The sequence below is a fragment of the Variovorax sp. PDC80 genome (assembly GCF_900115375.1).
Lineage (GTDB): Bacteria > Pseudomonadota > Gammaproteobacteria > Burkholderiales > Burkholderiaceae_C > Variovorax.
In genome coordinates, this window is record NZ_FOWG01000007.1 from 423,443 (window position 1) to 440,615 (window position 17,173).

Here is a 17,173-nt window from a genome sequence, read left to right on the forward strand (position 1 = left end):
ACCGGGGCCCGCTTCAGTCCAGCGTGATCCCCGTGCGCCTGGACAGCGCCGCGTACTTGTCGACCTGCTGACGCAGGAAGGCGGCGAAGGCCGCCGGCGGCGCGACCGAAACCTCGACCCCGCCCGCTGTCAGCCGGTCATGCACCTGCGGGGTCTGCAGGGTCCGTGCGAGTGCGCTGCTCAGCGCCTCGACCTGCACTGGCGGCGTGTGCGCCGGTGCCACGAAACCATAGAAGCCGATCAGCTCGAAGCCGGGCAGCGACTCCGCGATCGCCGGCAGTTGCGGATAGGACGCGGCCCGCCGCGCACTGGTGATGCCCAGCGCGCGCAGGCGCTGCGATTGCAGGTGCGGCAGCGCGCTCTCCAGGGTGACGAAAGCTAGCGGCAGATCGCCGTTGAGCAGCGCGCGGTAGATCTGCGCGCTGCCGTTGTAGGGCACGTGCTCGAGTGTCACGTCGGCTTCGATGGCGAGCAGCTCGCCGGCCAGGTGCGACACCGAGCCGATGCCCAGCGACGCGTACTGCAGCGGCGGATCGGTGCGCCTTGCCAGTGCGATCAACTGAGCTACGTCGCGCGCGGCGAAGCCCGGCTGCGTGACCAGCACGACGATCGAATGGCCGCCGAGGCACAGGGGCTCGAAATCGTCGAGCGCGTCGTAGGGCATCTGCTGGCGCATCGCCTCGTTGGCGGCATGCGGCGAGAACACCATGCCGATGGTGTTGCCGTCGGGCGCGGCCATGGCCACGGCCTGCGTGCCGACGATCATGCCGCCGCCCGCACGGTTGTCGACCACCACCGGGCGATCGAGCACGCTCGACAGTTCCCTGGCGATCAGCCGTGCCATGAAGTCGGCGGCGCCGCCCGGGGCCTGCGGCACGATCATGCGCAAGGGCCGGCCCGTGTCATTGGCGGCCAGCGCGTGGCGGCCGGAGAGGCCGGCGCACGCGATGGCGGCGAGCAGAGCGCGCCGCGTCGCCAGCGTGTTGCCGTTCACCGCCGCAGCCTGCGCGAGGCGCGCCGGAACTCGTCGGCCAGCGCCGCGGCCGAGGGGGTCAGCGGCCGCTTCGTCGGCGTCACGAGGTGCTGCACGGCCGGCGGCAGATCGAGCTTGATGGGCAGGACCTTGAGCAGCCCGCGTTCGCGCAAGGGCTCCAGCCCGCCCAGGCTGTTGAGCGTGACGAGGTCGCTCTGCAGCAGCATCGACACCAGCGCGCTCGAGGAATCGCAATGCGCCACCAGCGTCGGCGCCGGCAGGCCCTGCCGGGTCATCAGCGTGACGATCATCGGCCCGCCCGACTGCTGCACGCTGTAGAGCCAGCCATAGGGCACCAGCGCGGCCAGGTCGCGCGCATCGGCGGCCGGGTGGCCCGCGCGCACGACGATGCCCATGTCGGAACTGCACAGCTGCTCGGTGTGCAGGTCGGACAGGCTCTGGTCGGTGGGCAGCGGGCCGACCGCGAAGTCGATCCGGGCTTCGCGCAGCGCCGCGATGGTCGACGACGAGCGGCCGCCGAGCACGCTGATCAGCGCGTTCGGCGTGTGCTCGCGAAAGCGCGCCACGGCGGTGGGCAGCAGCATGGCCTCGGCCGTGGCCGACAGGCCCACCGTGATCAGCTTGCGGCCCTCGCCGCCGGCGCTCTCGAGCTCTTCCTGCAGATGGCGCAGCTCGGCATCGATCACGCGCGCGCGGCGCAGCACGATGCGGCCGAACTCGGTGGGCTCGACGCCGCGCGCGGAGCGCACCAGCAGCGGCACGCCCAGCGATTTCTCGAGCGCGGTGAGGTTCTTGCTGACGGCCGCCTGCGCAAGGCCGAGCTTGCGCGCGGCGGATCGAACGCTGCCGGTTTCGATGACGGCTATCAGATCTCGGAGGTGGGCCTCGCGCACTTTGTCTCGTGTCTCGTTGTCGTTGTGATCGGCCGGATTATCCGGCAAGCGTTCCCGGGGCGCAGCGCGGCCGCAGGCGTGTGCTGCATGCGCCGCAACGAGGGAAACGCCAGCATCCATGCGGGTTTGCGGCGTTCGCGGTGCATCGGGAGCCGATGACATGTGCCCACCTTTGGTGAACGAGTTAACCGCCGATGTCCTTCCGGGGCGCCACGGGCCGCGACTAACCTCTGCCGCTTTCGCGCCGCGGCGCCGGCGCATCCGAACAAGAACAGAGACATGCGACTTCCCGCTACAGATCGCGCCAGGCCTTCATGAACAGGTCCCTCCTGTCGCTCGCGCTGGTCGCGGCCTTTCCCTGCGTTGCAACCGATGCCATGGCCCAGGACACGCCCGAGCGCGCCAAGTCGCTCGGCATCGTCACGGTCACCGGCGCCCGGCCGAGTTCGCTGCCCACGCAGATACCCACCACCATCGAGGGCGTGACGCGTGCCGAGATCGAGACGCGCGTGAACGCCACCGACAGCGAGGACGCGCTCAAGTACTTGCCGAGCCTGCTGGTGCGCAAGCGCTACATCGGCGACTACAACCACGCGATCCTTTCCACGCGCGCCTCGGGCACCGGCAACAGCGCGCGCTCGGCCGTCTATGCCGACGGCATCCTGCTGTCGAACTACCTGGGCAACGGCATCGCCAACGGCACCAACTTCACGCCGCGCTGGGGCCTGGTCACGGCCGAGGAGATCGAGCGGGTCGACGTGATGTACGGCCCGTTCTCGGCCGCGTACCCGGGCAACTCGGCCGGCGCGGTGGTCGACTACGTGACGCGCATGCCCGACAAGCTCGAGGCCCATGTGAAGGCGGGCTTCTCCTCGCAGCCCAACGAGCTCTACCGCACGAAGAAGAGCTTCAACGGCTGGCAGACCAGCGCCTCGCTGGGCAGCCGCAGCGGCGACTGGTCCTGGTGGATCGACGTCAACCGAACCGACAGCCAGGGGCAGCCGCTGACCTTCACCACGGCGACGCTGGCGTCCACCGTGGCCGGCGCGGCGGGAACACCGGTGTTCGGCGCGGTGCCGGGCCTCAACACCACCAACGCCCCGTGGCTGATCCTCGGCGCGGGCACGCAGTACCGCACCGTGCAGGACCACGCCAAGCTCAAGCTGGCCTACGACATCTCGCCCACGCTGCGCGCGAGCTACACGCTCGGCTGGTGGCAGAACGCGGGCAGCGGGCAGAGCGAGAGCTACCTCGTCGATGCACGCGGCCGGCCGGTCTACAGCGGGCCGGTCAACATCGGCGGGCGCAGCTTCACGCTCGCGCCCACGGCCTTTCCGTGGACCGAGGACCGCGCCACGCACTTCATGCACGGGCTGTCCGTCAAGAGCAACACCCAGGGTGCCTTCGACTGGGAGGTGGCCGCCAGCCTCTACGACTACGCCAAGGACACGCAGCGCTCGCCCACGGTCGCGCTGCCGCTGGCGGCCCTCGGCGGTGCCGGCACCTTGCAGGACCAGGGCGGCACCGGTTGGAACACGCTCGCGGCCAAGGGCACCTGGCGCCCGCAGGGCGTGGGCGGCGCGCACGTGGTCGACTTCGGCGTCGGCCGCGATGCCTACAAGCTCGTCATCGCCAAGACCAACGTGCTCGGCGACTGGCAGGACGGCCCCGCGTTCACGCCCGTGAGCCAGGTGGGAGGGCGCAGCCAGACGCTCAGTGCCTGGGCGCAGGACGCGTGGTCCTTCGCACCGCAATGGAAGACCGTGCTCGGGCTTCGCTACGAGAAGTGGAAGGCCACGGACGGCTTCACCGCCACGGCCACGAGCGCACAGCCTTACGCTGCGCGCAGCGAGTCCGACCTCTCGCCCAAGGCCGCCCTGGCCTACCAGCTCGCGCCTTCGACGGTGATCAAGGCCTCGGTGGGCCGCGCGGTGCGCTATCCGACGGTGGGCGAACTCTATGGCGCGACCTCGGGCGGCGCGCTCTCGTTCGTCAACGACCCGAACCTGAAGCCCGAGAAGTCGTGGACCGGCGAACTCACGGCCGAACAGGACCTGGGCAACGGCCTGCTGCGTGCCACGCTGTTCCACGAGACCACGAAGAACGCGCTCTACAGCCAGTTGATCCCGAACTCGACAGTCTCGCGCGTGCAGAACGTCGACCGGATGCGCACCACCGGCGTGGAGCTTGCCTACACCGGGCAGGACGTCGGCATCCAGGGCCTCGATCTGGGCGGCAGCCTGACCTATGCCGATTCGAAGACGGTGGCCGACGCGGCCTTTCCGGCGGCGGTGGGCAAGTGGCAGCCACGCGTGCCGCGCTGGCGCGCCACGGCCTACGCCACCTACAAGCCCGATGCGCGCTGGGCCTTCACGGTGGCCGCGCGCTACAGCGGCCGGCAGTATTCGAACCTCGACAACAGCGACGTCAACGCCTTCGCCTACTTCGGCGCGAGCCGCTACTTCACGGTGGACCTGCGCGTCCGCTACCAGATCGACAAGCAGTGGTCGGCGGCCTTCGGCATCGACAACGCGAACAACGACCGCTACTGGAACTTCCACCCGTACCCGCAGCGCACCTACACGGCCGAACTGCGCTTCGACCTGTGAGGGGCCGCGCTGCGCTCAAGGCGCGGCGGGCCGCGGCGGTTGCGCCCAGAGCTTGTCGCTCGACCAGTGCAGGTGGACGATGCGGAAGCTGTCGCCGGCGCGGCGCACGATCGCCGTTTCCTGCATCACCTGGTCGATGGGCTTGCCGTCGGGCAGCTTGCCGGTCACGTGGTAGGTGCTGAGCACCCAGCGCTCGTTGCCGCTGCCGCCGAGGCGGCGCGCCTGCAGGGTCCAGGTGGAGACGGCCGCCATGTCGATGTCGCCCGGCAGGTGGCTCAGCGCATAGGCCTCGATCGTCGGGTCGGTGACGCCGAACTCGAACACCACCAATGAACGGTCGAGGTAGGAGAGCGCACCGCCCGTGTCCTTGCGCTTGAGCGCGGCGTGGAAGCCGTCGACCGCGTCGGCCGGCAGCTTCACGGTCTGCGCTCCCGCCGCGGCGGCCAGGACCAGGCTCGCGGCGGCGAGCAGCAGCCTACGCATGGGGGTCGACCAGCTTGGGGTCGATCAATTCGATGATGACGATGTCACCCGCATTCACGCCTTCCATCGAGGGATCGGTGGCGCGCACCGTGAGCTCGTCGGGCGTATTGCTCTTGAGCCACAGGGTGCGGCCGAACATCTTGCCGCGGATGAAGGTCAGCCGCCAGCCGCGCATCTCGTTGCGCTGGGGCGCCACCATGCCCGGGCCGATCGGCTCGAAGCGCAAGGTGGCGATGCGGCCCGCCTTGCCGGCCTGGCCCACGCCGGTCACCTTGGCCGTGAAGCGCCGCAGCGCGGGGTCGACCGCGTCGTGGCCGGCCACCGCGTGCTGTGCGAGCAGCAGGGCCGCGGCCATGGCCGAGGCCCGCGCGCCGGCGAGGATCCATGTCGTCAGCAACATCGCTGTCCCTTGCCTCCATTCAAAGAAGCCGGCGATGTTATCGACGCGGCGCGCGCGCGCAAGGGATCACGATGCGTCGCGATCGACGTCCGCATGCGATGAAAACACGCGGCTTTCGCGCCGCGACGCCAGTGTCGGCGAGGGTCTCGGGCAGGGCCCGCGATGCGATTCATGCGCTCACCTGCGACGAACGTTTTAACCGTTGGTCGTCTTCTGACGCAGGGCTTTCACAACTAATCTCTGCGCCCACTCCACAACCACATCGACATCCATGCAGGCTTCCGTGACGCATCGCATCCGCTGGCCCTGGTGGCTCGTGGCGGTGCTCGCCGTCGCGCTGTCGGCCATGTGGTGGTGGCCGTCGTCCGATGAGGCCGTCGTGCCGATGCCGCCGGTCGCTGCGGCTCCCACGCCGGTGATGCCGCCGGCACCGAAGCCCGTGCCGGTGGCTGCGAAGCCGGTCGATGCCGCGCTGTCGGTCTCGGCCTTCAAGCTCGTCGGCACGGTCGTGGCGGCCGATGGCGTGGACAGCTTCGCGCTGATGCGCCGCGCCGGCGATTCGCAGCTGTTGCAACTGCGTGTCGGTGGCCACGTCGAGGGCCTCACCGTCAGCGCGATCCAGCCCGACAGCGTCGTGCTCGCGGGCGCGGGGCAGTCGGTCGTGATCGAGACCGACCGCACCGTCGCATCGCCGCTGCCTTCCCGCCCGGCCCACCCGCCGGAGCCGGACGTGGAACCGGCATTCGCGGGAGACCCCGCCCCCTTCGGACATTGACGCGAAGACTTTCCCCTGGCCCCGTGTTTTTTTGACAGAGAAAGAAGAACCATGAAGAGAAGACAAGCCCCCAGAGCCAACCTGCTGTTGGTTGGCGCCCTCGCCAGCGCCTTGCTGCTCGCCGCGTGCGGCGGCAGCAACGACAGCGCGCCGCTCATCGTCGGCTCCGCGCTGCCACCCGCGGGATCCACCGACCAGCCGCCCACCGACACCGGGCCGGTGGCCCAGGACTACGTGACACCGCCGCGGCTGTGCGAGCCCGGCCCCGGGGACCAGGGAGAGCCGGGCGTCAATGGCCACATCCCCAAGTCGGCGATGTACGACGCCACCGCCAATCCCGATGGCTTCCAGGGCTACTGGTGCGGCGCGCGCAAGGTCGCGCAGAACACGCTGTTCGGCCGCGGCGCCTTCGGCGACCTGCAGATCAAGGCCAAGGGCTCGACGCGCTGCGCCTATGCCTCCAACCGCGATGGCGCGGCCGGCGGCGATGCCGCGCTGACCACCGGCATCATCGTGTTCGACATGAAGACGCCGACCAAGATGCAGGTCGTGCCCGCGAGCGGCGACACCACCGTCGTCGGCACCGCGCCGTCGGCCAGCGTCAAGGCCACGAGCACCAACAAGTGGGGCGAGGAGACCACCGCCGCCACGCCGGTCAACCCGAACGGCAAGATCCTGCGCACCCCGGCCGCGCTCGAAGCCTACTCGGGGCTCGAGCTGTCGGGCGACCTGCTGGTGGCCGGCTACAAGGACAACAAGATGGTGGACGTCTACGACGTCAGCGACTGCCTGCACCCGGTGCCGCTGAACGCGAGCTACCAGTCCTCGGGCGGCCACCACGACGGCTGGCTCTCGCCTGATGGCAAGACCTGGTACGGCGTGCCCTTCGGCACCACGGCCAAGGACGGCGGCACCACGCTCATCACCGGCGGCACCTCGCCCACGGACGACAACTTCGCCAACTACACCATCGACAACAAGCGCGTCGACCTGCACATCACCAACCTCGACGATCCGAAGAATCCGAAGCTGCTGCTGAGCTGGAACCGCTCGCAGCTGCCCGACGAGGTGAAGAACAACAAGAACTGGCGCATCATGGCCGCGACCAACATCCATGACGTCAGCACCAACCCCGACGGCACGCGGCTCTATCTCGCGGTGTACGGCGGCGGCGGCCAGGTGGCGGGCAACCTGCCGACGCCCACCACCACCTTCTGGCGCGACCAGACCTGCGCCAACGGCCTGCTGATCATGGACTCGAGCGACATCGTCAAGCGCGCGGCCGATCCGAAGCTGAAGTACGTCAGCTTCCTCTCGTGGTGCGACCAGCAGCCCAACCCCGAGTTCGAGCAGGGCGGCTATGCGCGCATGACCTCGACCGCCGCGACGCACGCCACCGAATGGGTGCGGCACGTCAACGGCAAGGAGTACATCGTCTCGACCGACGAGTCGTACGCCCTGACGACCAGCGACACCAACGGCCTGCCGAACCAGTGCAAGCAGCAGAGCTTCGGCCGCATGATCGACATCTCGGACGAGAAGCATCCGAAGATCGTCGGCACCTACGAGCAGGATGCCAACAAGGCCAGCGTCTGCCCGACGCTGGTGGCCGAGGGCGGCAACGTCCCGATGGTCCACTACCTGAACTTCGACGACCGCAACCACATGCGTGTGGCCGTCTACGCGGCCGCATCGGGCGGCATCCGCTTCGCCGACTGGACCGATCCGACCAGCCCGAAGGAGATCGGCTACTACGTCGCGCGGCGCAACACGCCGAGCAAGATGGACTTCACCCGTCCCGACCCGCGCTACGACGCCGAGAACTGCCTCTACTACACCGGCTGGAACCAGGGCGGCCTGGTCTCGCTCGAGCTGACCAACCCGCAGTACAACCCGTGCATGAGCCGCAGCGCGAACGTCAGCGGCAAGGTGGCGACGGCGCAGGGCGACATCACGGTGGCGCTGAAGGCCGGCCGCGACAGCAAGGGCGCTAGCGTCAGCCTGAGCATCGAAGGCCTGGGCAACAAGGTGCAGCTGGGCGCGGTGACGCGCCTGGGCTCGGCCATCGACGCCGATGGCGCGCAGGTCACGGCCACCAGCAACTCGGTGCAGATCGACGCCGACGGCAGCTTCGACGGCCAGCCCGCGAAGTTCCGCCTGCAGGTGACCGACAACGGCGGCAACAAGGGCTTCTTCTCGCTGAGCTGCACCGAAGGCTGCTCGTTCACGACCAATGGCTACCTGCAGAGCGGCGGGAAGCTGGCGGTGGCGAACCTGAAGAGCTGATCCACATCGGACCGTATCGACGACCGCAGCCCCCGACGAGGAGTCGGGGGCTTTTTTGTTTCAGGGTGGTTCGCAGGCAAGCCGAGAAGGCGAGATGTCAGGGCACGACCGGGCATGCGATCTGGCGCTTGCATGGGTGGCGGCATTCATCAATGATGGCGGCCGTCGAAAGCAAGAGATCCGCTCGGAAACATGCGCACCTTGACTGTCAGGAATCTGTCCGATGACGTGCATCGCGCCTTGCGCGAACGCGCGGTTCGGCACGGCCGGACTGTGGAAGCGGAGGTACGCGAGATTCTGTCGGCCGCGGTCAAGCCGGAGCGCCGCGAGCCGATGGGAGAGGCCTTGGCCGCGATCGGTCGCGGGATCGGGCTGACTCATGAGGACTTTTCGATCCCCGAAGGCGTGCGCGACAAGACGCCGGCCAAACCGTTGAGCTTCGACTGAATGCTGGGTGCAGCAGCGTACGTCATCACGCGCACGCTGCCCCATGAAGCCGTTGCTCTGACGGTCATCAACCCCCGGAAAAGAGGCGTAGGGCCGCAGGCCCCGCTCACCCCACGATCGGCTGCGCCATGATCCAGAGGCTCAGGCTCGTATAGGCCACCATCAGCACCAGCATCGGCAACTGGCTCAGCATCGCCGCGCGGTGGTTCGCGAAGCGCCGCGTGGCCTCGACATGGGCGACGACGACCGCGAGCACATGGCCGACGACGATCAGCGTCACGGCCGTGTACCAGTAGACGGCCGGGCTCACGATGCCGAGGTCGACCGCGCGGCCGCGCGTGCCGAACAGGTTCCAGCCCCAGCCGAAGGGATCGGAGGCGAGCGGAACGATGAACTGCCCTGTCGTCAGCAGCAGCGAGGCGTAGTGGGCGAGGTGGTAGGCCACGGCGATCGGCACCAGGCTCCAGACCATCGCGTTCACGGCCGCGCGTTCGGTGCTGCCGGCCAGCCGCAGCATCCACGCGCCCACGCCGCGAAAGATCAGCACGAAGGCCACGGGGAACAGCAGCAGCATGACGCTGTTGAGCCATTGCGTCTCGTCCATGCCGGTCACGGAAGACAGCGTGAACAGCGTCTCGGCCACCGTGCGCGAGGTCTGCGCGGCGGTGCCGATGCGGTCCATCAGCGGGGTTTCGTGGAAGCCGTCGAAGGTGACGGTGGCGAGCATCAGCAGCACGAAGGCCGCCACCGAATTCGGCACCGGCTCGGTCGTCAGCAGGCCGGCGCCGTAGGGCCGAAGCCGCAGGCGCGCGGGCTCGGTCGGCGTCGAGCCGCGCAGCTCGAGCGGCGCGAAGCGGCCCAGCACGCGGAAGGCCATCGCGAAGGCATCGGCCCGGTGGCGCCAGGCCTCCACGCCGAACAGCAGCATGCCGGCCCAGCTCAGCAGCGCATAGCCCAGCAGGGCGCCGGCGAGGGCGGAGGGCAGGTCCTTGTCCTGCCACACCAGCTCGGTCCAGGCGAAGGCGAAGAACAGCGCGACCGCCGGCCACGCGCCCAGCCATTTCGGCCAGGGCAGGCCCAGCGATTCGCGGCCGCCGCCGACCAGGCGCGCGGCGGCGCGGTACAGCGTGGGCAGCGGGTTGACGATCTCCCACAGGTCGCCGACCAGCGCGCAGAAGAAGGCCATGCCGACCCACCACAGCACCCAGACCATGGTGACGATCAGGTTCGCGTAGGCGTCGGAATTGCCGAGGAAGCCGGTGGCCAGCGTCAGCACGAACAGCGCGCAGCCCAGCGTTCGCAGCACCACCGCGAGCGGATGCGCGATGCGGCGCAGCGGCGCGAAGCGCAGCAGGTCGGTGTCGCGCAGGAAGGAGGAACCGAAGTCGTGGCGCCGCGCGAACAGCGCGAGCGCCGCGAAGGTCAGCACGAGGGTCGCGCCGGCCCCCGTGAGCCACAGCCACAGCGGCAGCGGCAGGTCGAAGCGCTGGCCGAAGCCGTGCGCCTGCGCACCGGCCGTGGCGCACGCGATCGCGAGACCGGTCCCGAAGCGAAGCGTTTTCAGGGCGCGCCTAGGGATGGACTTCGATGAACATCACGGCACGGTGGTTGCCCGGGCCGTGGCGATGCTCGTGCACCGGGAAGCGGCCCGCGAGGCTGGCCTTGAAGCTCAGCAGCGCGGGCGCGGGCGGCGTCACCTGGGCCTCGATGTCGTAGCCGTGCAGGTGCAGCACCAGGGGCTGGTCGCTGACCACGCTGATCTGCACCTGGTCGCCCTGGCGCACCTTCAGCGTGTCGTCGCCCTTGATGCGGCCTCCCACGAGCTCGACCGAGAACTTCGGCGAGGCGGCCGCGGCGGCGCCCGCGAGCGGCGCCAGCGCCGCCAGGGCGATCAGCCGCAGGCGCAGGCGGTTCGGATTCGTCGTCATGGCGCGGTCCATGCTCAGTCCGCGTACTGGCCGGCCGCCTTGATGACCGCGCCCCACTTCTCGATCTCGGTCTCGACGAACTTCTTGTGCTCCGGACCATTGACGCGGGCGTCGGTGATGATCACGGCGCCGAGCCCTTCCTGGCTCTTGATGAAGGCCGGGTCCTTGAGCGCCACCTTCAGCGCCGCATTGAGCTTGTCGGTGACCGCCTTGGGCGTGCCCGCGGGCGCGAACAGGCCATGCCAGATGCTGACGTTGAAGCCCTTGAGGCCGCTCTCGTCGAGCGTGGGCAGGGCGGCCAGCACCGGCGTCTTCAGGCGCTGCTGCGTGGTCACGGCATAGGCCCTGACCATGTTGCCCTCGATCTGCGCGGTGGTGTTGGTGGTCTGGTCGCACATGATGTCGACCTGGCCGCCGATCAGGTCGGTCATGGCCGGTGCCGTGCCCTTGTAGGGGATGGTCTGCGGCGCGATCTTCAGCGCGCTCTGCAGCATCAGGCCGCACAGGTGCGAGGCCGAGCCGATGCCGGCGTTGGCGAGGTTGGTCTTGCTGCCGTTGGTCTCGAGCCACTTGCGCAGCTCGGTGAAGTTGTTCGCGGGCACCGACTTCGAGCTGATGAGCGTCATCGGCACTTCGTTGATCAGGCCCAGGTATTCGAAGCCCTCGAGGGTCTTGTAGGGCAGCTTGCGGTACAGCGAGGGCGAGGTCGCCATGCTCACGTGGTGCAGCATCAGCGTGTAGCCGTCGTTGGCTGCGCGCGCGGCCTTGGCGGCGCCGAGCGTGCCGCCGGCGCCGCCGGTGTTGTCGATGGTGATCGCCACGTTGCCCAGCGGCTTGCGCAGCGCTTCGGCGAAGTCGCGCGCCACCTTGTCGGTGGGGCCGCCGGCCGCGAAGGGCACCACGATCATGATCGGTTTGTCGGGATACTCGGCGAACGCAGGAAGGGCGGCGAGGGCCGCGATCGCGATCGTGAACAGGCGCTTCATTGATGTCTCGTTATGGGTGAAGCCGAAAATGCTATAGCCCACCCACGCCGCGCAGAAGACGCCTGGTTGTTAAGGCGGTCACCTTAGGTGAACACCGACAGCCTGGGCATCGGTGGCGCCCGATGCCCGGCCGTTCGAACTCAGAGGCTCGCGAGCGGCAGCCGCGATCGATAGCGCGAGCGCCCCTGCGGATAGAGGCCGACCGAGCACTGCACCAGCTTGCCCGCGCCATCGAACCAGTGGCGCGTGACCTGCAGGCAGGGCGAGCCGGGCACTGCATCCAGGCGCTCGGCCAGGCGCGATTCGAGCGGCGCCGCGTCGATCTCCTGTTCCACCACCGCGACACCCACGCCGTAGAGCCGCTCGATCAGCTTGAAGACCGGGCCGTTCCATGCTTCCAGCCGCTCGGCCACGCCCGCGAACTCGGGCCGCATGTAGAGCCACAGCGCGCCGGTCGGGCGCGCTTCGCCGCGCAGGTAGCGCAGCGTGTCGAGGAAAAGCCACTGGCTGCCCGGCTCGGCCTGCAGCAGGCCGGCCAGTTGCTCGTCGGCGGCGACGAGCCCGGCGCGTTCGAGCTTGAGCTGCGTGGTGCGCGCGGCCTCCATGATGCTTTCGAGCGTCTGCTGCGAATGCACGAAGAAGGGCGTGGGATTGCGCGCCAGCACATGGGTGCCGATGCCGGCGCGCGAATCGATCACGCCGAGCTTGCGCAGCGCGCTCATGGCTTCGCGCAGGCGGTAGCGCGTGGCACCGAACTGCGCCTGCAGCTGGGCTTCGGAAGGCAGCAGGCTGCCGACGGGATAACGGCCTTCGTCGATCTCGCGGACGATGGCGTCGACGATGTCCTGGATGGTCAGTGCCGCGCCGGCACTTGTTGGATGCGCCATGAAGAGATAATATTCGAATATTCGACTAATTAGGCGAAGCAGACGCCACTGGAGACAAACGCATGCATCGTAGAGACTTTATCCGCGCGCTGTCCGCAGGCGCCGCACTGCCGCTGGCCGGCGTGGCACCGCTGGCGCTGGCCGACACCTACCCCAGCAAGCCGATCCGGCTGGTGGTGACGCAGGGCACGGGCTCGGGCAGCGACGTGATCGGGCGCCTGCTCGCGAGCAAGCTCGGCGAGCGGCTCAAGCAGAGCGTGTACGTGGAGAACAAGGCCGGCGGTGGCGGCATCATCGGCCACCAGTTCGTGCTCGACCAGCCGGCCGACGGCTACACGCTGCTGCTGAGCACCACCGCGCCGCTGGTGGTCGTGCCCGCGATGAACCGCAACGCGAAGTTCCACCTGCGCGACTTCACCGCGGTGGCCGCGGCGCTGCGCAGTCCCTACATGGTGCTGGTCGGCACCCAGCCCGACAGCCCGCGCAGCCTGCAGGAACTGACGAAGCGGCTGGCCGCGGCGCCATCGAGCTACTCGTCCTCCGGCACCGGCACGCTCACGCACCTGGCGACCGAGATGTACCTGCAGCAGGTCCATGTCAAGGCCACCCACGTGCCCTACAAGGGCAGCGGGCAGTCGCTGGCCGACCTCGCGGGTGGGCAGGTGCTGTTCTCGACCGACTCCCCGATCGCCGCCGGCGCGCTGATCCGCGGCGGGCGGCTGCGGGCCCTGGCCGTGACCTCGGCGCAGCGCCTGGCCACTTATCCCGAGGTGCCGACGATGGCCGAGCTCGGCTATCCCGGCCTCACGCTCAACACCATGGGCGGGTTGTTCGGCCCCTCGAAGCTGCCCGCGCCCATCGTCGAGCGCATCAGCACCGAGATGGCCGCCGTGATGTCCTCGCCCGAGGTCAAGGCCCAGTTCGCGAGCATGGAGACCGAGCCGCTGGTGATGCCGGTCGAGAGCTTCCGCACCCAGATGCTGAAGGACGCGCCGGTGTGGGAAGGCGTGGTGGCCCGCCTGGGCATCACCGCCGATTGAGGAGCCGCCGATGGACGCCCACCGCATTCGCTGCGCGCTGTTCGTGCCGGTGCTCGAGCCGCGCTTCTTCGCGCGCGCGGGCGAGCGCGGCGCGCAGGCGCTGATCCTCGATCTCGAGGACGCGATCGCGCCGCAGCGCAAGGCCGAGGCGCGGCTCGCGCTGGCACATGCGGCCGGCGCGCTGCGCGGCACCGGCCTGCCGCTGATGGCGCGCGTGAATGCCGAGGCCGAACTGCTCGACGCCGACCTCGAGGCCTGCGTCGCCGCAGGCGTGGATGCCGTCATGCTGCCCAAGGTCGAGTCGCCGAGCGAGGTGCGCGCGGCGGTCGTGCACCTCGAGCGGCATGCGCGCGAGCGCGGCTCGAACGGACCGCGCTCGCTGGTCGCGCTGATCGAAACCCCGCGCGGCGTGTTGCGCGCCGATGCGATCGCGGCGGCCCATCCCGCCTTGCGCGCGCTGGGCTTCGGCGCCGAGGACTATGCGGCCGCGATTGGCCGGCCGCCGCATGCCGACCTGCTGGTGCCCGCGGCCGCGCGCGTCGCCATGTGCGCCGCTGCCGAGGGCCTGGCCTGCTGGGGACTGGCCGCCTCCATCGCCGAACTCGACGACCTGGATGCGCTCGAAGACGCGGCGCGGCTGTCGCACCGGCTCGGCTTCGGCGGCACGCCCGCCGTGCATCCGGCGCAGGTGCAGGTCTTCAACCGTGTCTTCGCGCCCACCGAGGCCGAGATCGCGCAGGCGCGCAAGGTGCTCGAGGCGCATGCCCGCGCCGACGCCGAGGGCCTGGGCGCGCTGCGGCTCGATGGCCGCATGATCGATCGCCCGATGGTCGATCGCGCGCGGCGCCTGCTCGCCTGAGCCTTCTTCACACCACAAGACCCGAAACGACGACATCGATGGCGCAACAGATACTCGACGGCATCCAGGTGCTGGACTTCACCACCTACATCGCGGGCCCCTACGGCGCGAGCCTGCTGGGCGACCTGGGCGCCGACGTGATCAAGATCGAGGCGCCCGAGGGCGACCCGATGCGTTACTACCCCTCGACCCTGCCCGGCGAGAGCCGCGCCTTCATCGGCGTGAACCGCAACAAGCGCAGCATCGTGCTCGACCTCAAGCAGCCCGCGGATCGCGAGGCCTGCCACCGGCTCGTGGCGCAGGCCGACGTGGTGCTGCACAACTTCCGCCCCGGCGTGGCCGGGCGGCTCGCGCTGGACTGCGACACGCTGACTGCGATCCAGCCGCGCCTGATCTATTGCAGCTTCACCGGCTATGGCCCCGACGGCCCGCAGGCGCAGCGCCCCGGTTTCGACCAGGTGCTGCAATGCCGCACCGGCATCGCCAAGGCGCAGGGCTATCCGGGCGACGAGCCGCGCGTGGTCTGGGGTTCGGCCGTCGATTTCTACGGCGCGAGCCTGATCGCCACCGGCATCTGCGCCGCCTTGTTCCAGCGCGAACGCACCGGCCTGCCGCAGCGGGTCGATACGTCGTTGCTGCAAGCGGCGCTCGCGATGCAGGCGGGCCGCATGGTGTGGGCCGAGGACGAGGGCCCCGGCGTCGATCGCGACCTGCGCGGCGGCGCGCTCTCGGGCATCCACCCCACGCGCGAAGGCTACGTCTACCTGCAGGCCCAGACCCAGCCGTTCTGGGAGGCGCTGTGCGAACTCACGGGCCTCGCGCATCTGGCGCGCGATCCGCGCTTTGCCGACATGCGCCTGCGCAAGGCCAATGAGGCCGAGCTGGTGCCGCAGTTGCGCGCCGCGCTGATGCAGCGCGGCGCCCGCGAATGGGAAGCGATCTTCGGCACGCGCGTGCCATGCACCGTGGTGCGCGGCATCGAGGAGGTGTTCGACGACGAGCAGGTCGAACACCAGGGGCTGCTGGCGACGCACGCGCATCCCACACTGGGCAGCTATCGCGCGGTGGTGGAACCGATCCGATTCAATGGTGAGCGCGGGGTGAAGCGGGAGGCGAGGGCGCCGATGCTGGGGGAGCATACGGTGCAGGTCGTGGGTGGGGCTGGATAAGTCGAGCGGGCTTTTGGCTACGAGCGAAGGCGGTTGCTAGACTGACGTCGACGCAATCCCTATCGGACTCAGCGAAATGGCATCGAGAGCATCGGACATTGTTCCCATCAGCGAAGCTCGCGCTCGTCTCTCTGCACTCGCCGCGGAGGTGGTCGAAAGCGGATCGGAGAAGGTGCTGACCAGGAATGGCGTGCCTTACGTCGCGTTGGTCGATGCGCGTCGCCTGGACTACTACCATGTCCTCCAAGCGGAGCACGCGAAGCTCGTGTTGGCTGAAGATGCCATCGCTGGCTTGCGGGAGGCCTTGATCGGGTCGTTCGTGCCCGATGAGGAATTGGAAGAAGCACTCGGCGTTCGACCGGCACCGTGAGCGCTCGCGCCTGCGGCAGGATTCCGGCGATTCCATTGGCCGCCACTACCATCCGCCTGTCAACGCGTTTCTCAGCAACCACGACATGACCGCCGACCCCGACCTCCACATCGCCGAGATCCCCTACGAATCGGGAACCATCCGATTCCGCTACGCGAGGGTGATGTCGCCCGACAGGACGCGATGGATCCGGCATGGCTTGTTCGTGGCCTATCACGAGAATGGCACGGTGGCATCGGAAGGCCACTACGTCGACGGGAAGGAGGACGGGCTCTGGCGCGACTTCCACCCCGATGGCCGGCCGGCCTCCGAGGGCCACTATCGAGATGGGCGCGAAGTCGGCGTGTGGCGCTTCTGGAATGCCGATGGGACTGAAGGGCCGAGTGAGAGCCACGGCGGTTGAGGGCAGAGGCCGTGCCGAGGCTGTGGCAAATCAAGCTTCGATGAGCGCGCGTGGCGCGTCACCCAATGCACGAAACGACCCGGATTTCTGGACGTTGAAACCAGGAGGGAACCAGGATGAATATCGGATTTCGCATCGCCACCTTCGCCGCTTTTTTCGTGGTCATCAACAGGGTGGTCGGCGGTGCGTGGGGTGTCATCCTCGGCTTGAGCATGGCATTCATCGGGACCGTGTTTCTTCACAGCTACGTGAAGGAGCGCAGGGAAAAGGCAGGCTTGGGCTCCGAGGCTGAACTCCAGCGCACGCCACCGCCGGCGGCCGAACTTCGCCTGATCGATGCGCACAAGACCTTGAATTGGGCACGCCTGTGTTTCCTGCTGATGGTGATGGGCTTCTTCTTCGCGGGCTCTCCGGACACACGGTATGCAACGTACAGCACGGCGGGATATGTCACGCTTTTCTTCGCGTTCCACGTGCTGATCGGGCGTGCGGCGGTCCTGGCCGAACGAAGCTGGGTCGGCTATGGGCTGCTGCCTCTCTTGCTGCCCGGCCTCGGCGGGCTCGTCGCCTTTGGCGTGCTGCGTCACAAGGTCCCCTATCCCGACCAGCGTTCCCTGCCGCGGTAGTCCATTGAGGCTTTGGAC

Annotated in this window: 18 protein-coding genes; 10 read left to right on the top strand and 8 right to left on the bottom strand. The window is 68.9% G+C overall.

Features of this window, described 5'->3' with window-relative positions:
* Positions 1-13 precede the first annotated feature (13 nt).
* Together BM109_RS22140 and BM109_RS22145 are read right to left on the bottom strand one after the other, a co-directional pair.
* Positions 14-994, bottom strand: a complete 981-nt coding sequence (locus tag BM109_RS22140; RefSeq protein WP_093347140.1) for a tripartite tricarboxylate transporter substrate-binding protein — start codon at positions 992-994, stop codon at positions 14-16.
* Positions 991-1,887, bottom strand: a complete 897-nt coding sequence (locus BM109_RS22145) for a LysR family transcriptional regulator (RefSeq protein WP_057594162.1) — start codon at positions 1,885-1,887, stop codon at positions 991-993. Before BM109_RS22145 ends, BM109_RS22140 begins: the two co-directional genes overlap by 4 nt.
* A gap of 314 nt (positions 1,888-2,201) precedes the next feature.
* Between BM109_RS22145 and BM109_RS22150 the strand changes: the two genes are divergently transcribed.
* Positions 2,202-4,496 (top strand): TonB-dependent receptor, encoded by a 2,295-nt coding sequence (locus BM109_RS22150; RefSeq protein ID WP_093347145.1) that lies wholly within the window; start codon positions 2,202-2,204, stop codon positions 4,494-4,496.
* Between the two features lie 15 nt (positions 4,497-4,511).
* Here BM109_RS22150 and BM109_RS22155 read toward each other — a convergent pair whose 3' ends face one another.
* Positions 4,512-4,979, bottom strand: coding sequence for a YybH family protein (locus BM109_RS22155; protein ID WP_093347148.1), 468 nt, complete (start codon positions 4,977-4,979; stop codon positions 4,512-4,514).
* Positions 4,972-5,379: a hypothetical protein gene (locus tag BM109_RS22160; protein ID WP_093347152.1), complete on the bottom strand. Its 408-nt coding sequence runs from the start codon at positions 5,377-5,379 to the stop codon at positions 4,972-4,974. The genes BM109_RS22155 and BM109_RS22160 overlap by 8 nt, the downstream gene beginning before the upstream one ends.
* Positions 5,380-5,650: 271 nt before the next feature.
* On the opposite strand from BM109_RS22160, the gene BM109_RS22165 reads away from it, so the two are divergent.
* The 3 genes from BM109_RS22165 to BM109_RS22175 all read left to right on the top strand — a co-directional run bounded on the left by BM109_RS22165 (position 5,651) and on the right by BM109_RS22175 (position 8,887).
* Positions 5,651-6,154, top strand: a complete 504-nt coding sequence (locus tag BM109_RS22165) for a hypothetical protein (protein ID WP_093347153.1) — start codon at positions 5,651-5,653, stop codon at positions 6,152-6,154.
* 51 nt (positions 6,155-6,205) lie between these two features.
* Positions 6,206-8,440, top strand: a complete 2,235-nt coding sequence (locus BM109_RS22170) for an LVIVD repeat-containing protein (RefSeq protein WP_143129244.1) — start codon at positions 6,206-6,208, stop codon at positions 8,438-8,440.
* Between the two features lie 192 nt (positions 8,441-8,632).
* The gene (locus BM109_RS22175) at positions 8,633-8,887 is read left to right on the top strand and encodes a FitA-like ribbon-helix-helix domain-containing protein (RefSeq protein ID WP_093347159.1); all 255 of its coding nucleotides are present in this window, start codon (positions 8,633-8,635) and stop codon (positions 8,885-8,887) included.
* A 106-nt stretch (positions 8,888-8,993) separates the two neighbouring features.
* On the opposite strand, the gene BM109_RS22180 is transcribed toward BM109_RS22175, so the two are convergent.
* The 4 genes from BM109_RS22180 to BM109_RS22195 form a co-directional block, all read right to left on the bottom strand.
* Entirely contained in the window at positions 8,994-10,316 is a 1,323-nt protein-coding gene (locus BM109_RS22180) for a hypothetical protein (protein ID WP_093347162.1), read from the bottom strand.
* A 142-nt stretch (positions 10,317-10,458) separates the two neighbouring features.
* A complete protein-coding gene (locus BM109_RS22185; protein WP_143129245.1) occupies positions 10,459-10,815 on the bottom strand; it encodes a hypothetical protein in 357 nt (118 codons plus the stop codon).
* A 14-nt stretch (positions 10,816-10,829) separates the two neighbouring features.
* On the bottom strand, positions 10,830-11,801 hold the full coding sequence (locus tag BM109_RS22190) for a tripartite tricarboxylate transporter substrate-binding protein (RefSeq protein ID WP_093347169.1): 972 nt from the start codon (positions 11,799-11,801) through the stop codon (positions 10,830-10,832).
* A gap of 140 nt (positions 11,802-11,941) precedes the next feature.
* On the bottom strand, positions 11,942-12,688 hold the full coding sequence (locus tag BM109_RS22195) for a GntR family transcriptional regulator (RefSeq protein ID WP_093347174.1): 747 nt from the start codon (positions 12,686-12,688) through the stop codon (positions 11,942-11,944).
* A gap of 62 nt (positions 12,689-12,750) precedes the next feature.
* On the opposite strand from BM109_RS22195, the gene BM109_RS22200 reads away from it, so the two are divergent.
* The 6 genes from BM109_RS22200 to BM109_RS22225 all read left to right on the top strand — a co-directional run bounded on the left by BM109_RS22200 (position 12,751) and on the right by BM109_RS22225 (position 17,155).
* Entirely contained in the window at positions 12,751-13,728 is a 978-nt protein-coding gene (locus BM109_RS22200) for a Bug family tripartite tricarboxylate transporter substrate binding protein (protein ID WP_093347177.1), read from the top strand.
* Positions 13,729-13,738: 10 nt separating this feature from the next.
* On the top strand, positions 13,739-14,587 hold the full coding sequence (locus tag BM109_RS22205) for an HpcH/HpaI aldolase/citrate lyase family protein (protein WP_093347180.1): 849 nt from the start codon (positions 13,739-13,741) through the stop codon (positions 14,585-14,587).
* A gap of 38 nt (positions 14,588-14,625) precedes the next feature.
* A complete protein-coding gene (locus BM109_RS22210; RefSeq protein ID WP_093347183.1) occupies positions 14,626-15,756 on the top strand; it encodes a CaiB/BaiF CoA transferase family protein in 1,131 nt (376 codons plus the stop codon).
* 76 nt (positions 15,757-15,832) lie between these two features.
* On the top strand, positions 15,833-16,126 hold the full coding sequence (locus BM109_RS22215; protein WP_093347187.1) for a type II toxin-antitoxin system prevent-host-death family antitoxin: 294 nt from the start codon (positions 15,833-15,835) through the stop codon (positions 16,124-16,126).
* Positions 16,127-16,211: 85 nt separating this feature from the next.
* Positions 16,212-16,529, top strand: a complete 318-nt coding sequence (locus tag BM109_RS22220) for a toxin-antitoxin system YwqK family antitoxin (protein ID WP_093347190.1) — start codon at positions 16,212-16,214, stop codon at positions 16,527-16,529.
* A gap of 116 nt (positions 16,530-16,645) precedes the next feature.
* Entirely contained in the window at positions 16,646-17,155 is a 510-nt protein-coding gene (locus BM109_RS22225) for a hypothetical protein (protein ID WP_093347193.1), read from the top strand.
* Positions 17,156-17,173: the final 18 nt, after the last annotated feature.

Bases quoted from the DNA above. Each gene is read 5' to 3' on its own strand.
- BM109_RS22150 (WP_093347145.1), top strand. From the start codon at position 2,202: ATGAACAGGTCCCTCCTGTCGCTCGCGCTGGTCGCGGCCTTTCCCTGC.
- BM109_RS22220 (WP_093347190.1), top strand. From the start codon at position 16,212: ATGACCGCCGACCCCGACCTCCACATCGCCGAGATCCCCTACGAATCG.
- BM109_RS22175 (WP_093347159.1), top strand. From the start codon at position 8,633: ATGCGCACCTTGACTGTCAGGAATCTGTCCGATGACGTGCATCGCGCC.
- BM109_RS22185 (WP_143129245.1), bottom strand. From the start codon at position 10,815: ATGACGACGAATCCGAACCGCCTGCGCCTGCGGCTGATCGCCCTGGCG.
- BM109_RS22195 (WP_093347174.1), bottom strand. From the start codon at position 12,688: ATGGCGCATCCAACAAGTGCCGGCGCGGCACTGACCATCCAGGACATC.
- BM109_RS22215 (WP_093347187.1), top strand. From the start codon at position 15,833: ATGGCATCGAGAGCATCGGACATTGTTCCCATCAGCGAAGCTCGCGCT.
- BM109_RS22190 (WP_093347169.1), bottom strand. From the start codon at position 11,801: ATGAAGCGCCTGTTCACGATCGCGATCGCGGCCCTCGCCGCCCTTCCT.
- BM109_RS22210 (WP_093347183.1), top strand. From the start codon at position 14,626: ATGGCGCAACAGATACTCGACGGCATCCAGGTGCTGGACTTCACCACC.
- BM109_RS22200 (WP_093347177.1), top strand. From the start codon at position 12,751: ATGCATCGTAGAGACTTTATCCGCGCGCTGTCCGCAGGCGCCGCACTG.
- BM109_RS22205 (WP_093347180.1), top strand. From the start codon at position 13,739: ATGGACGCCCACCGCATTCGCTGCGCGCTGTTCGTGCCGGTGCTCGAG.
- BM109_RS22165 (WP_093347153.1), top strand. From the start codon at position 5,651: ATGCAGGCTTCCGTGACGCATCGCATCCGCTGGCCCTGGTGGCTCGTG.
- BM109_RS22160 (WP_093347152.1), bottom strand. From the start codon at position 5,379: ATGTTGCTGACGACATGGATCCTCGCCGGCGCGCGGGCCTCGGCCATG.
- BM109_RS22155 (WP_093347148.1), bottom strand. From the start codon at position 4,979: ATGCGTAGGCTGCTGCTCGCCGCCGCGAGCCTGGTCCTGGCCGCCGCG.
- BM109_RS22225 (WP_093347193.1), top strand. From the start codon at position 16,646: ATGAATATCGGATTTCGCATCGCCACCTTCGCCGCTTTTTTCGTGGTC.
- BM109_RS22170 (WP_143129244.1), top strand. From the start codon at position 6,206: ATGAAGAGAAGACAAGCCCCCAGAGCCAACCTGCTGTTGGTTGGCGCC.